General features: G+C 53.2%; 13 protein-coding genes and 2 pseudogenes. 8 read left to right on the forward strand and 7 right to left on the reverse strand.

From position 1 onward, the window contains the following. The first annotated feature begins 200 nt into the window (after nucleotides 1-200). Nucleotides 201-782 (forward strand): peptidylprolyl isomerase A, encoded by a 582-nt coding sequence (ppiA, locus tag Dpoa569_RS01905; protein WP_042873159.1) that lies wholly within the window; start codon nucleotides 201-203, stop codon nucleotides 780-782. Between the two features lie 77 nt (nucleotides 783-859). Here ppiA and Dpoa569_RS01910 read toward each other — a convergent pair. Continuing rightward, nucleotides 860-1,000, reverse strand: a pseudogene (locus Dpoa569_RS01910) (right-handed parallel beta-helix repeat-containing protein); the annotation flags it as partial. A gap of 169 nt (nucleotides 1,001-1,169) precedes the next feature. Then, on the reverse strand, nucleotides 1,170-2,297 hold the full coding sequence (gene pelB, locus Dpoa569_RS01915; RefSeq protein ID WP_042873156.1) for a pectate lyase PelB: 1,128 nt from the start codon (nucleotides 2,295-2,297) through the stop codon (nucleotides 1,170-1,172). 737 nt (nucleotides 2,298-3,034) lie between these two features. Between pelB and Dpoa569_RS01920 the strand changes: the two are divergent. The 3 genes and pseudogenes from Dpoa569_RS01920 to argD form a co-directional block, all read left to right on the forward strand. Continuing rightward, nucleotides 3,035-3,241: pseudogene (locus Dpoa569_RS01920) on the forward strand (cyanobactin maturation protease PatG family protein); the annotation flags it as partial. Nucleotides 3,242-3,427: 186 nt separating this feature from the next. Next, the gene (locus Dpoa569_RS01925) at nucleotides 3,428-4,003 is read left to right on the forward strand and encodes an aminodeoxychorismate synthase component II (protein WP_042874095.1); all 576 of its coding nucleotides are present in this window, start codon (nucleotides 3,428-3,430) and stop codon (nucleotides 4,001-4,003) included. A gap of 133 nt (nucleotides 4,004-4,136) precedes the next feature. Next, nucleotides 4,137-5,360 (forward strand): bifunctional acetylornithine/succinyldiaminopimelate transaminase, encoded by a 1,224-nt coding sequence (gene argD / locus Dpoa569_RS01930; protein WP_042873152.1) that lies wholly within the window; start codon nucleotides 4,137-4,139, stop codon nucleotides 5,358-5,360. Nucleotides 5,361-5,448: 88 nt separating this feature from the next. Here the strand turns inward: argD and crp are convergent, their stop codons facing one another. After that, entirely contained in the window at nucleotides 5,449-6,081 is a 633-nt protein-coding gene (crp, locus tag Dpoa569_RS01935; RefSeq protein ID WP_012768072.1) for a cAMP-activated global transcriptional regulator CRP, read from the reverse strand. Between the two features lie 326 nt (nucleotides 6,082-6,407). Between crp and Dpoa569_RS01940 the strand changes: the two genes are divergently transcribed. Beyond that, nucleotides 6,408-6,815, forward strand: coding sequence for an OsmC family protein (locus tag Dpoa569_RS01940; protein ID WP_042873148.1), 408 nt, complete (start codon nucleotides 6,408-6,410; stop codon nucleotides 6,813-6,815). Between the two features lie 63 nt (nucleotides 6,816-6,878). On the opposite strand, the gene Dpoa569_RS01945 is transcribed toward Dpoa569_RS01940, so the two are convergent. The 3 genes from Dpoa569_RS01945 to Dpoa569_RS01955 all read right to left on the reverse strand — a co-directional run bounded on the left by Dpoa569_RS01945 (nucleotide 6,879) and on the right by Dpoa569_RS01955 (nucleotide 9,140). Next, nucleotides 6,879-7,748: a phosphoribulokinase gene (locus tag Dpoa569_RS01945; RefSeq protein ID WP_042873147.1), complete on the reverse strand. Its 870-nt coding sequence runs from the start codon at nucleotides 7,746-7,748 to the stop codon at nucleotides 6,879-6,881. Between the two features lie 149 nt (nucleotides 7,749-7,897). After that, entirely contained in the window at nucleotides 7,898-8,134 is a 237-nt protein-coding gene (locus Dpoa569_RS01950; RefSeq protein WP_042873145.1) for a YheU family protein, read from the reverse strand. Between the two features lie 4 nt (nucleotides 8,135-8,138). Next, nucleotides 8,139-9,140, reverse strand: coding sequence for a hydrolase (locus Dpoa569_RS01955; protein WP_042874093.1), 1,002 nt, complete (start codon nucleotides 9,138-9,140; stop codon nucleotides 8,139-8,141). A gap of 143 nt (nucleotides 9,141-9,283) precedes the next feature. On the opposite strand from Dpoa569_RS01955, the gene Dpoa569_RS01960 reads away from it, so the two are divergent. Beyond that, a complete protein-coding gene (locus tag Dpoa569_RS01960) occupies nucleotides 9,284-9,889 on the forward strand; it encodes a LysE family translocator (RefSeq protein ID WP_042873143.1) in 606 nt (201 codons plus the stop codon). Between the two features lie 77 nt (nucleotides 9,890-9,966). On the opposite strand, the gene Dpoa569_RS01965 is transcribed toward Dpoa569_RS01960, so the two are convergent. Next, nucleotides 9,967-11,886, reverse strand: coding sequence for an ABC transporter ATP-binding protein (locus tag Dpoa569_RS01965; RefSeq protein WP_146410998.1), 1,920 nt, complete (start codon nucleotides 11,884-11,886; stop codon nucleotides 9,967-9,969). Between the two features lie 125 nt (nucleotides 11,887-12,011). On the opposite strand from Dpoa569_RS01965, the gene kefG reads away from it, so the two are divergent. Together kefG and kefB are read left to right on the forward strand one after the other, a co-directional pair. Beyond that, the gene (gene kefG, locus Dpoa569_RS01970) at nucleotides 12,012-12,563 is read left to right on the forward strand and encodes a glutathione-regulated potassium-efflux system ancillary protein KefG (RefSeq protein WP_042873141.1); all 552 of its coding nucleotides are present in this window, start codon (nucleotides 12,012-12,014) and stop codon (nucleotides 12,561-12,563) included. Nucleotides 12,564-12,565: 2 nt separating this feature from the next. After that, nucleotides 12,566-14,371 (forward strand): glutathione-regulated potassium-efflux system protein KefB, encoded by a 1,806-nt coding sequence (kefB, locus tag Dpoa569_RS01975; RefSeq protein WP_042873139.1) that lies wholly within the window; start codon nucleotides 12,566-12,568, stop codon nucleotides 14,369-14,371. Nucleotides 14,372-14,468: the final 97 nt, after the last annotated feature.

The following is a 14,468-nucleotide window of genomic DNA, read 5'->3' on the forward strand; positions in this document are numbered from 1 at the left end:
GAACGCCGGGGGAGCCTGATTGCTACCACCTCATGTTGTATCGGCGAGCGAGGGTACAACGAGAGCACAAATCGTGCTCTTTTTTTCGCCAATAGAGGTATGGGATCGCGTAAAAAAAGGTAAATGGGTGGCGCAGAAAGTTACGGCTATTTAAAATCGGTACGCTTTCTGTCGTCGTTGATGCTCAAAAGGAATTCTTCATGTCAAAACGTATATTGGCAGCGGTAGTCACTGTGCTTGCTCTCACCGCCTTTTCACCGGCTTTTGCCGCTACCACTTCTACCACCTCTACCCATGTGTTATTGACAACCTCTGCGGGCAACATCGAGTTGGCTCTGGATGATCAAAAAGCACCGGTTTCCGTGAAAAATTTTGTCGATTATGTCAACAGTGGTTTTTACAACGGCACCATTTTTCATCGGGTGATCCCCGGTTTTATGGTGCAGGCTGGCGGTTTTGGCAGTGATATGAAGCAGAAAGCCACTAATCCGCCGATCAAGAATGAAGCGGACAATGGCCTGCGTAACCTGCGCGGCACCATATCCATGGCGCGCACCAGTGAAAAAGACAGCGCTACCAGCCAGTTCTTCATTAATGTGGCGGACAACGCATTTCTGGATCATGGTCAGCGTGATTTTGGCTACGCCGTATTCGGTAAAGTGGTCAAAGGTATGGAAGTAGCGGACAAGATTTCTCAGGTCCAGACAGAAAATGTTGGACCTTACCAGAATGTGCCTTCCAAACCGATTGTGATTCAGTCCGCGAAGATTATTAAGAAATAACGCTTGCTGGCCTGATCTCTGCTGATGGGCGGTTAACCGATTCCCCTTGCCGTAGCGGCGAGGGGAATCGGTGTTTTAGTGACACGGATAATTTTACCGCTGCTGCCTGCCACCGTTTCGGTTCCGAATCCTTTCAGGTCGGGGGCGGCGGTGCTGGCAGCCTGAGCAGTCAACATGCTGCTGCCAAACAGCAGAGCGAATAAAAGGGTATATCTCATAATTAGATGGGTCCATATACCGGGGCGAATCCTGCCTGCTGGCGGGACATCGCTAAACCAAAAGCGGGTGAGAGAAGGTCACCCTCCCGCTGCACTCTGGTTGCGTGATCCGCCCAGGCTGGCTGGGCGGATGAGGTTCCAGACATCAGGCGTAGCTGACAGGAACTGATTACTTACAGGCTGCGCTGGTCAGCGTTGCCAGATTTTTGCCTACACCAGCATAGCTGGCCAGTTTGTCCTTCACGCATTGTGCGCTAACCGGGCTATAGCTGTAAGGCACAGTCGGGTAGGTGCCGGTCGAGGTCCAGCTGTCGGCGTTCCGATACTCTTTGGTATCTGCCGTCCAGGTGATGTTGTAGGTAGCGAAATCAGCGGGTTTGGTGATGTTGTTGTTCTTCAGCACCCAGGTGCCGAAGTTACTGCCGTCATAACGGGACGTCACCGGGCTTACCGCATTTTCGAACCAGTTGTTTTCGATCAGCGCTTTACCATTCTGACGTACATTCAGACCGGAACTGGTCACGTTGGTGTACAGGTTGTTATACGCGTGGACGTTACCACCGCGTTGCAACGGCAGACGGGCGTTGACGTCGTTGTAAATGTTGTGGTGGTAAGTGATGTTGCGTTCAGCGCTGTCAGAAGAGCTAAAACCAGCCAAACCCACTTTTTTCACGCCGTGGATGTAGTTGTAGGAGATGGTGACGTAAGTCGCACCTTTCTTGATGTCAAAGGCGGATTCGAAGGTGGTGTCGCCGTCTTTGGTGCCGTCGCACTCGTGGTTGGCGGCAAACAGTTCGTTATGGTCCAGCCAGACGTTCGGCGAGTTGTCGATACGGAACATGTCGCCATCCTGAGCACCGCCCGGCAGATAGCCGATACGCATGTTGCGCACCACGACGTCGGAAGAGTTCACAATCCAGATACCGAAGTTAGCGGAAGAACCATTGGCGCCGATAATGGTTAACCCTTTGGTGAAGTCTTTGATTTCCACACCGCGGGCGTCTTTGCTCCACTGACCGCAGATGTTGGCGGCAGCTGCATTGATCAGGCTGTCTTCGTTACCGGTGTAGGTAATCACCAGCGGATAGGCCCCACCTTTAACTTTCTTGCCTTTGGCGTCAACTTTGGCTGCTTCAACGATATCAATAATATCCTGCATCGAGGTGGCCGTTTTCTTTACGGCGCCCGTGACATCACCACCGTCAGTTTTGGTATAACCACCGGTATCGGCAGCCAGACTGGATTGACAGAAGGCCAGCAGCAGACCGGCGGCAATCGGAGTAATGAATGATTTCATGAGTCGTGTTCCTGTTTTTTGAAAAAATATGAAATGGGCATTTATCGTTCCACATGCCCTTACTTATGGTTGATGCGATAGGGATATACCCATCTGTTTCATGTTGACGGGGCATAACGGCCTTTCAGTCACACGAATTATTCAAAGGATGGATAAGTAAAACCGAATAGCATGAATCAACCTGCGCTCAGTTTTAGCTCAAAAATTGGACATTTCAATAGTTGAAATGGTATTTCATTATTAGTATCGGTTATGTTTTCTCGTATTTTGACAGGAATCACTTTTTGTGGTCTGAGTTCCGACCTGTTGCTTATAGCTTTTGGAAATTAAAAAAAATTAATTATTCGATTAATGTGAAATGCCATGCCATATTGAATTGATCGTCGGGTTATTTAGTCCGAACTAAAAAAGATCGGACAGGTGGTCCGTTCGGTAGCGACCATGTCTGTATGGATGTTATTGTTTTGTTTATGTTATAAGCTATATCTCCTCCCTCTGCCATGATCTGACGGCTCAGTGTTCACTGAGGCGCAGCATAATTCCCTGTCTCCGTAGTGGTGGATGATAGATATTTTTTAATAAATAAAATTAATGTTTATTGGTGGGTAAACGTAATATTTGTGTGTAAATTGGATAGTGCAATAATTGGAACTGCGTTTCAAAATATGGATTTGCATTTTTTAATGGTGTTGAGCCGATTTTGGTCGGTGCGGGTCGGTAACCGAAAAGGGAGATGATTGTTTAGAAAATCTTTTGCTGAAGGATTATTCCTGAACAAGATTAGCGCGACACTCAGCCCGGTAAGCTATCCGGAATCCGATTGCTGGGACCTGGTGCTGGAGTTCTTCAATCCGAAAGAACACCTCGCACTGCTGCACGCCAATTTGTATCGTTACACCGTTGACGTCAGCAACGTCATGCCGTTCATCATCGGTACGCTATGATCGAGTTTTCTGTTACTGATACCGCGTCATTTATTTACTTTCTGTTCCGGTTGTTTCAGCCTCGTGTCTGGACAACCGCCTCCCAACTCTTCAGACTCAGCGTCAGTATTCACGCGACATCATGCGCCATTAGACTTGATGTTGGCGACGATCATAACGTCAATTCATCTGCTGATAGATAAAGACATGCTGCTGATTATCGATAACTATGACTCCTTTACCTACAACCTGTACCAGTATTTTTGTGAGTTGGGGGCGAAGGTGCTGGTCAGGCGTAATGATACGCTGACGCTGGCGGACATCGAGCGGTTATCGCCGCAGCGGCTGGTGATTTCCCCCGGCCCTTGTACGCCGGACGACGCCGGGATTTCGCTGGCGGCCATCCGCCATTTTGCCGGTCAACTGCCGATTCTGGGCGTGTGTCTGGGACATCAGGCGTTGGGGCAGGCGTTTGGCGCACGGGTGGTGCGCGCCCGTCAGGTGATGCACGGCAAAACCTCGCCGGTGCGGCATACCGGTTGCGGTGTGTTCGCCGGGCTGGCAGACCCGCTGACCGTCACCCGCTATCACTCGCTGATTCTGGAAAAGAATACGCTACCCGATTGTTTTGAGGTGACCGCCTGGACCGGAACCGACGAGGTGGTCGATGAGATAATGGGGGTGCGTCATCGCACATTGCCGCTGGAAGGCGTACAGTTCCACCCGGAGAGCATTCTCAGCCAGCAGGGGCATCAACTGCTGAAAAATTTCCTTGATTTATAATCAGATAGCGGACTCAAATCTGGGCATATCAGATTAACGATTGCCTATTTTTGATTTTTTATGCATATTTATTGATTATATTTTCACTTAAGATCTTCACTCCACACTACGGGATATGACAACGGGGCAGCAAATGGCGACAGAGAAAGCAGCAGTAACACGGGATACTTACGATAAGGTAATTCTTCCGGTTTATGCACCCGCGCAGTTTGTGCCGGTAAAAGGCAAAGGGAGCCGTGTCTGGGATCAGCAGGGCAAAGAATATATCGATTTTTCCGGCGGCATCGCGGTAACGGCGCTGGGGCATTGCCATCCGGCACTGGTGGCGGCGTTGAAAGAACAGGGTGAAACCCTGTGGCACACCAGCAACGTATTCACCAACGAGCCAGCGCTGCGTCTGGCTACCAAACTGATCAATGCCACCTTTGCCGACCGCGTATTTTTCGCCAACTCCGGCGCGGAAGCTAATGAAGCGGCGTTCAAACTGGCACGGCATTACGCCATTACCCGCCATAGCCCGTACAAAACCAAAATCATTTCGTTTTACCAATCGTTTCATGGCCGTACGCTGTTTACCGTATCTGTCGGCGGTCAGCCGAAATACGCCGATGGCTTCGGCCCGAAACCGGCGGATATCGTGCATGTGCCGTTCAACGATCTGGATGCGGTAAAAGCGGTGATGGACGATCACACCTGCGCAGTGGTGCTGGAGCCGATTCAGGGCGAAGGCGGCATCACGCCAGCGACACCAGCTTTCCTCAACGGTGTGCGCGAACTGTGCGACCAGTATCAGGCGCTGCTGGTGTTTGATGAAGTGCAGTGTGGTATGGGCCGCAGCGGTAAACTGTTCTCTTATATGCATTACGGCATCACGCCAGACATTTTGACCACCGCTAAAGCGCTGGGCGGCGGTTTCCCGATTAGCGCGATGCTGACCACGGAAGAGATTGCATCAGTGATGGCGGTCGGTACGCATGGCACGACTTACGGTGGCAATCCGCTGGCCTGTGCGGTGGCGGAAGCGGCGCTGGATGTGATCAATACGCCGGAAGTGCTGTCCGGCGTGATGGATCGCCACGCGCGCTTTGTGTCCGCGCTGGAGCAGATCAACACACAGTACGATATTTTCGATGAAATCCGCGGCATGGGGCTGTTACTGGGCGCACAACTGAAACCGGTCTGGCATGGCCGCGCCCGTGACTTCCTGGCGGCATCGGCGGAACTGGGGTTGATGATTCTGGTGGCGGGGCCGGACGTCATCCGTTTTGTGCCGTCGCTGGTGATTACCCCGGAAGAGATCGATCAGGGAATGGCGCTGTTTGCAAAAGCGGTAGCGCAGGTGGTGAAGGGCGCGTAATCGCTGTTGCCTTCGACTGAAACGACTGAAACGAAAAGAGCGTGCCATGGCACGCTCTTTTCAATCCAACAATCCAACTGATGATAAATCAGCGAGTGCCGTACACGACGATGGTTTTACCGTGTGCGGAGATCAAGTTCTGATCTTCCAGCATCTTCAGGATACGACCCACCGTTTCGCGGGAACAGCCAACAATTTGGCCGATTTCCTGACGGGTGATCTTGATCTGCATACCATCCGGGTGAGTCATGGCGTCCGGCTGTTTAGCCAAATTGAGCAGAGTTTGTGCGATACGACCGGTTACGTCGAGGAACGCCAGATTGCCGACTTTCTGCGAAGTCACCTGCAAGCGCCGCGCCATCTGCGAGGACAACCGCATCAGAATATCCGGGTTGACCTGAATGAGCTGGCGGAATTTTTTATAAGAAATCTCAGCGACTTCGCAGGCTGTTTTTGCCCGAACCCACGCACTGCGTTCCTGTCCGTCTTCGAATAAGCCAAGTTCTCCAATAAAATCGCCTTGATTCAGATAAGACAGAATCATTTCCTTGCCTTCTTCATCCTTGATCAGCACGGCAACCGAGCCTTTCACGATGTAGTAAAGCGTCTCTGCTTTTTCACCCTGATGAATCAGGGTGCTCTTCGATGGGTACTTGTGAATGTGGCAATGAGAAAGGAACCATTCGAGAGTCGGGTCTGTTTGCGGTTTGCCGAGAACCATTCGCTGTTATCCTCTGTTGTTAATTCACTGCGCAAATCACAGGGATCAGAGTTCCCTGTACGGCGTGATAACATAGTTATAATTCAATTCCGTCCTGGCGGAATGACGTCAGGAAATATACTGAGGCTGTCTATCAGATGACGCCAGCAAGCCGGTGGCAGGTCAGGCAGAGACGCAATACACATCGGCTTACGCTTTTGTTTGTAACACAGGTTGAGAGTAGTGTCTCGTGTTGTCTCGCTTCAGCATGATTAAGCTCTGATTATCAGGCTTTTTTATACATAAGCGGTGTAAAATTTCAAAAATAATTGATTGAGGACAAAATTATGCAGGCTCGGGTGAAATGGGTTGAAGGGTTAACGTTTCTTGGCGAGTCCGCTTCCGGGCATCAACTGCTGATGGATGGCAACGCCGGTGATAAAGCGCCCAGTCCGATGGAAATGGTGCTGATGGCAGCAGGTGGATGTAGCGCCATTGATGTGGTGTCTATTCTGCAAAAAGGCCGTCATGATGTGGCAGACTGCGAGGTTCGCCTGACCTCGGAACGTCGTGAAGACGCGCCGCGCCTGTTCACTGCCATCAATCTGCACTTTATCGTTACCGGCAAAGGATTGAACGATAAGGTTGTCGAACGTGCGGTGTCGTTGTCGGCTGAAAAATACTGCTCTGTGGCGCTGATGTTGGAAAAAGCGGTTAAGGTCACCCACAGTCATGAAGTGATCGCGCTTGATTAACGGGCCGGCACGCGGCGGCGAGTCTTTTACTTAACCGCCGCACCGCTTAATCCGTCGCATCGCTTAATCAATGTGATTGCCTTCCATTAGCCGCTGCACCAGTGGCGTCATGATAAGCTCCATCGCCAGCCCCATTTTGCCGCCCGGCACCACCAGCGTATTGATGTGAGAAATGAACGAGCCCTGCAACATCGCCAGCAGGTAGGGGTAGTCAATATGGTCCAGGCCCTGAAAGTGGATCACCACAAAACTTTCGTCCATCGACGGAATGGCTTTGGCGGCAAACGGGTTAGAGGTATCTACCGTTGGCACGCGCTGGAAGTTGATGTGGGTACGAGAAAACTGTGGGGTGATATGGGTGATGTAATCTTCCATCGACCGCACAACGGAATCCATGACCGCTTCGCGGGAGTGGCCGCGTTCGTTGATATCACGCACCAGCTTCTGAATCCACTCCAGGTTGACTATCGGCACCACGCCGACCAGCAGGTCAACGTGCTGCGCCACATTATGCTGAGCAGTCACCACGCCGCCATGTAGCCCCTCGTAGAACAACAGGTCGGTCGGCTCTGGTATTGGTTCCCAAGGGGTAAAGGTGCCTGGGACCTGATTGTAGGGAATGGCTTCGTCGTAAGTGTGCAGGTATTTGCGGCTCTGCCCGGTGCCGCTACGACCGTATTCGATAAAGGTGTTTTCCAGTTGGCAGAAGTCATTGGCTTCCGGCCCAAAATAACTGATGTGACGCCCCAGGTCCCGTGCCTTGCGGATCGCCATATCCATTTCCGGTCGGGTATAGCGGTGATAACTGTCGCCATCCACCAGCGCGGCGCGAAGATTCAATTGCTGGAAGATTTTACGAAACGCCAGACTGGTAGTTGTAGTCCCTGCACCGCTGGAGCCGGTGACCGCGATAATCGGATGTTGGTGCGACATGGTGTGTAACCTCCGGTGAATTGGTGTGTAACTTCCGGTGAATGGGACAATCTCCGGCGACGGATGCCAACTCTGGTCAGAGATATTTGATCATTGTTAGCATGTTTATACCGCAGTGACACGCCAATTTACGTTTTCAAACGATTGATTCAGGGGTGATATCGCTCACCGCCGCTGAGCTGACGGCGGGGCATGATATTGACGGTTTCATGCAACTCCGACCACACCAGCACCACCTCGCCTTGCTCCAGTTGCTGGCGTACCTCCGCCACTTTGTCTTCCAGCGTGCATTCCTGCTCGCCGTAGTCGGTGCCTTCACGCAAGATGAACGATTCAATCAGATTTTGCAGTGTTTCCGCTGCCAGTTCTTGCCAGGGAATGATCATCGTTTTAGCTCCGGTTGTTTTCCAGATAGGTGCTCAGCCAGTCAGGAACGCACTGTTCAAGCCAGAGTTGTGGTTTGCGCCAGGTGCCGCCGACGAAACCGACATGGCCGCCGTGTTCCGTCAGGTAATAATGAATATTGTCCGGCAACTGCGAGATGTCCGGTATCGCCTCCGGTGTCATAAAGGGGTCATCTTTGGCGTGAACCACCAGCAATGGCTGACGAATCTCCGCCAGCTTCGGTAATGCGCTACTGCGCCGATAATAATCCGTTGCATCGGCAAAACCGTGCAGTTTTGAGGTGATAAGTTCATCAAACTCCCGCAGTCGATGTACCTGACGTAACCGTTCGGCGGAGATTGGCAGGCTGTCAGGGTAGATAGCCAGCTTGCGCAACGCGCTGCGACGCAGACAGTTAAGCAGATAAAACTGGTAGATGCGCGAAAAGCCTAGTTCCAGTCGAACACTACAGGATTCCATCATCAAGGGAGCGGAAACTACCGCCGCCGCATCCAACGGGCTGGATTCCCCCTGACGCGCCAGCAGGCAGGCCAGCATATTGCCACCCAGAGAAATCCCTACGGCTACCGTGGGCGCCGGGCCTAACGTCTGATGTAGCCAATGCACAAAATAGTGTGCGTCTTCGGTTTCGCTGGCGTGATAAGAGCGCGCCATACGATTGGGTTGCCCACCGCAACCGCGAAAGTGCATCACTACCGTGAGCCAGCCGCGTTGCTGGCAGGCCGCCATCATGCCGTGAGCGTAAGGGCTGTGGAAGCTGCCTTCCAGCCCGTGGAACAGCACCACGCGCGGCTTGTGACGTGCCGCTATGGGGTCTTCGCTCCAGGCCAGCTCAACGAAATCGCCATCCGGTAGGGTCAGTGTTTGCCAGTGCGGCTGGAGTGCCGGGCGGCGGCGTAACAGACGCGGTAGCATGGTTTGCAAATGAGGGTTACTGCCCCCCGTCAGGGGCTGGAACGGCAGGTGGTGGTGTGAAATCCGGTTCATAAACAGTGTGGCGCTCAATTTGTCATGGTGAAACAACGTCCCTGCATAAGGGCGTGCCGGGTGAAAAACTTGTCTGTGCTGTGGTGCGCTGTTAGCTTGATGGTTTCATGCCAAATTGATACCTGTTAAAGGATTGCCGTTTCATGGAGCACGCCAGTCTGTTTCTTTCAATGCTCGGTTTTTTGTGGGTTGCCGCCATTACGCCCGGACCTAATAATATGCTACTTACAGCCTCAGCAGCCAATTTTGGCGTATTACGTTCTATGCCGTTGATGCTGGGCATCATGATCGGTATGCAGAGTATGCTGCTGCTGGTGGCGTTGGGGCTGGGTAGCTTGATTCTGCTCTATCCGTCGCTGCATCTGGCGCTGAAGGTGCTGGGTAGCGCCTACCTGCTGTGGTTATCGTGGAAAATTGCTACGGCAGCGTACGAAAAACTGGATACCGATACCGCACCGCCGACACCAATCCTACTGTATCAGGGGGGGTTGTTGCAGTTTCTTAATCCGAAAGCCTGGCTGATGACGCTGGGCGCGGTAGCGGGATTCAGTCTGGCGGGGGAAGGATATGTTGGATCGGTCGTGGCTATCAGCGTTGCGATGGTGAGCGTGAATTTTGTCGCCGGGATTATCTGGCTGGGATTTGGCGTGATGATCGGTCGGTTGCTGCAAAGTCCGCGCGCCTGGAAGCTGTTCAATCTCGCCATGGGGATACTGACGGCGACCTGCGTGCTGATGATCTGGCATTGATGGTTGAGTATTAATGGTTGGGCATAATGGAATAACGGCGGGCTGTTCCGCCCGCCGTTCGAACATGGAGCAGACGTTTACCCCTGACTCTCCGCGTCGCGCAGCAATTGTTCCAACTGTTCCTGCGCATCCAGCCAGGCCATTTCGGCGTTTTCCAGGCTTGTTTTTGTCGTGCTTTGCTGTTGCAGGCATTCGGTCAGCTCGTTTTTACGGCTGGCGTCATAAAGCCCGCTGTCGGCGAGGCGTTCTTCCACCGCCGTCAGCGCCGCTTGCAGTTTTTCCATCTGCTGTTCCAGTTGGGTAATCTGTTTGCGCAGCGGCTGGGTGAGCGCGCGTAGCTCGGCGTCGCGTCGTTTCTGATCCTTTCTCGACTGAGCGCTGTTGGCGGTGTTGTCCTTAGGGGCGGATTCCGTGGCGTTATCCTGCTTCTGCGCATCCAGCAGCCATTGCTGATAATCTTCCAGATCGCCGTCAAACGGTTCAACCTTGCCATCGTGCACCAGATAGAGATCGTCGGTGGTGGATCGGATCAGGTGACGATCATGAGACACCACCACCAGCGCCCCTTCGAAGTCGATCAACGCTTCAGTCAGCGCCTGACGCATGTCGAGATCCAGATGGTTGGTCGGTTCGTCGAGCAGCAACAGATTAGGGCGTTGCCAGACGATCAGCGCCAGTACCAGCCGCGCTTTTTCACCGCCGGAAAAACGCTCAGTAGCCTCGGTGACCTTGTCGCCCCGAAAGTCGAAGCCGCCGAGGTAGTCACGCAATTGCTGCTCGGTTTCACGTTCCGCCAGCCGGGTAAGATGTTGTAACGGCGACTCGTCAGGACGCAAAAACTCCAACTGATGCTGGGCGAAATAACCGAGGCGTACGCCTTTGGCCAGACCGATGTCGCCGCTGAACGGCTGAAGTTCGCCTGCCAGCAGTTTGATGAGCGTCGATTTACCGGCGCCGTTATGACCCAGCAACCCGATACGCGAACCGGGCACCAGATTCAGCTTGATGGAGTCCAGAATCAGGCGGTCGCCATAGCCTGCGCTGACTTTTTCCATCCGCAACAGTGGATTAGGCAAAGCTTCCGGTGCCCGGAAGCTAAAGCGGAACGGGTTGTCAACGTGGGCCGGGGCGATAAGCTCCATACGTTCCAGCATCTTGATACGGCTTTGCGCCTGCTTGGCCTTACTGGCTTTGGCGCGAAAACGGTCGATGTAGTGCTGCAGATGGGCGACCCGCTCTTGCTGATGCTGGTACATAGCCTGCTGCTGAGCCAGACGGGTGACGCGCTGCTGCTCAAACGAGGTGTAGTTGCCGGTGTATTCGAACAGGGTTTCCTGTTCAATATGCAGAATTCGGTTGACGATGGGGTCGAGGAAATCCCGGTCATGGGAGATCAACACCAGCGTGCCGGGGTAGTTTTTTAGCCATTTTTCCAGCCAGATCACCGCATCCAAATCCAGATGGTTGGTCGGTTCGTCGAGCAGTAACAGGTCAGAACGGCAGATCAGCGCCTGTGCCAGATTAAGACGCATACGCCAGCCACCGGAGAAGTCGCTGACGGCGCGTTGCAACTGGTCCTGCTGAAAACCCAGCCCGTTGAGCAGGCTGGCGGCGCGGGCCTGAATCGACCAGGCCTGAATGGCGTCCAGCTTGCCGTGCAGGGTGGCGATGGCGTTGCCGTCGTTGCGGACATTCGCTGCGTCCAGATCGGCTTCCAACTGGCGGAACTCGCGGTCGCCGTCTATCACGTAATCAATCGCTGAACGCGCCAGCGCCGGCGTTTCCTGATTAACCCATGCCAGCGCCCAGTTTTGTGGAAAGGTGACGCTGCCGCTATCGGCGCTGATTTCCCCTTTCAGGAGTGACAACAGGGTTGATTTGCCACAACCGTTTTTACCGACCAGACCGACTTTTTGGCCTGGGTTGACGGTAGCGGTGGCGTTGTCCAGCAGTACCCTGGTACCGCGTCGAATTTGTAATGAGGAGAAAACAATCATAACACGCCAAATGTTCAAATATGTTAAATTACCGGTCGGGTATTCAGGACTGCCATGTCCTGTTGTACTGCTGCGCAGCATGGTAGCCGAAAATACCGGCAATGACGACGCCTTGGAGGGGAATGATGTTGCAGCCACCAAAGATTTTGCTGCTGTTTGCCCATCCGGAATCTCAGGATTCGGTCGCGAATAAGCTGTTATTACATTCTGCCCGGCAACTTGGGCATGTCACTGTGCACGACCTTTACGCACACTATCCTGATTTTTTTATCGATATTCATCATGAGCAGCAGTTGCTGCGTGAGCATCAACTTATTGTGTTCCAGCATCCGCTTTATACTTACAGCTGCCCGGCTTTGTTGAAAGAGTGGCTGGATAGGGTATTGACTCGCGGTTTTGCTAATGGGGTTGGCGGTAACGCGCTTGCCGGAAAATACTGGCGCTCGGTAGTGACGACGGGTGAGCAGGTGGATGCTTATCGGCCTTCAGGTGTGAATCGTTACACGATGGATGATGTATTAAGACCGTTTGAGATGACGGCTGCCATGTGCCACATGCACTGGCTGTCGCCTCTGGTGATTTATTGGGCCAGGCGTTTACCGCCGGGCGTGCTGCAGGATCATGCTAAAGCCTATAGCGACTGGCTGGCGTCGCCATTTCCCCATGCGGAGCCGTAAACATGGAAACCTCTTCTCTATTAAACGCCGGGGTGCTGTTTCTGTTTGTCGCGGTATTGATGGTGCCGATTGCAGCGCGACTGGGGATTGGTGCCGTGTTGGGGTACTTGCTGGCCGGCATCGCCATCGGCCCGTGGGGATTGGGCTTTATTCGTGATGTGGAAGCCATTCTGCATTTTTCCGAGTTGGGCGTAGTGTTCCTGATGTTTATCATTGGTCTGGAGCTGGACCCCGCCAAGCTGTGGCGGTTGCGGCGGTCTATTTTCGGCACCGGTGCGGCGCAAGTGTTGTTGAGTGCCGTGCTGCTGGGTGGCGTGCTGTACTTGAGCCGGTTTTCCTGGCAGGCCGCAATGATTGGCGGCATTGGACTGGCGATGTCTTCCACCGCTATCGCACTGCAACTGATGCGTGAAAAGGGCATGAACCGCAACGAATCCGGCCAGCTCGGTTTTTCTGTGTTGTTGTTTCAGGATTTGGCGGTGATCCCGGCGTTGGCGCTGATTCCAGTGCTGGCGGGTGTGCAGGGTGATCTGGATGACTGGCATCAGGTGATGCTGAAGGTAGTGGCGTTTGGCGGCATGTTGATTGGTGGCCGTTATCTGGTTCGCCCGTTATTCCGCTTTATCGCGGCATCAGGGGTGCGGGAGGTGTTTACCGCCGCGTCGTTGTTGCTGGTACTCGGCTCTGCATTATTCATGGACGCGTTGGGTCTGTCGATGGCGCTCGGTACGTTTATTGCTGGTGTGCTGCTGGCAGAAAGCGAATACCGCCATGAACTGGAAATCGCCATTGAGCCGTTCAAGGGGCTGCTGCTGGGGCTATTCTTCATTTCGGTGGGGATGTCGCTCAACCTTGGCGTGCTGTACCTCAATATCCTGACGGTACTGGCAGGCGTGGCGATTCTGGTGGTGCTGAAAGGGCTGATTTTATATCTGCTGGCGTGGTTGTACGGGCTGCGTTCCTCTGAGCGTTTGCAGTTTGCCGGCGTGTTAAGTCAGGGCGGTGAATTTGCTTTTGTGTTGTTTTCCTCCGCTGCCACTTACAAAGTACTGAAAGGTTCACAATTACCGTTGCTGCTGGTGACGGTAACCCTGTCAATGATGGTGACGCCGCTCCTCATGACGCTTATCGATAAGATCTTGACGCATCGCTTTAACTATCAGGAGGAAGCGGATGAAGAACATTATGTGGAAAACGACCGTCCTCAGGTGATAGTGGTGGGATTTGGGCGTTTTGGGCAGGTTGTCGCACGTTTGTTGATGGCCAATAAAATGCGTATCACGGTATTGGATCGTGATATCAGCGCAGTACGGCTGATGCGCACTTACGGCTATAAAGTGTATTACGGTGACGCCACCCAACTTGAATTGCTGCGCGCCGCGGGCGCGGATCAGGCTCAGTCCATCGTGATTACCTGTGTGAATCCTGAGCACTCCATGTCGATTGTACATTTGTGTCAGCAGCATTTTCCTCATCTGGAGATTCTGGTGCGTGCCCGTGGGCGTGTGGAAGCACATGAGCTGCTAAAGGCGGGCGTAACGCAGTTCACACGCGAAACGTTCTCAAGTGCGCTGGAGTTGGGGCGAAAGACGCTGATCTCATTAGGTATGCATCCTCATCAGGCTTACCGGGCGCAGCAGCATTTCCGACGGCTCGACATGCGTATGCTGCGTGAACTGATGCCTCAGCACAAAGGTGATGTGACGCAGATTTCCCGCGTCAAGGAAGCGCGCCGCGAGCTGGAAGAGATCTTCGAGCGTGAAATGCAACGTGAGCGACGTAGGCCGGACGATTGGGACGAACACTAGATCTATAACACCAGGTCTATAACACCGGGTGTATTGTGATAGGTGTGATAGGCCACAAATGCAGACCCTATAAAATGTGGGCCATATAAAAAACAGG

The sequence above is a fragment of the Dickeya poaceiphila genome, from assembly GCF_007858975.2.
Taxonomy (GTDB): domain Bacteria; phylum Pseudomonadota; class Gammaproteobacteria; order Enterobacterales; family Enterobacteriaceae; genus Dickeya; species Dickeya poaceiphila.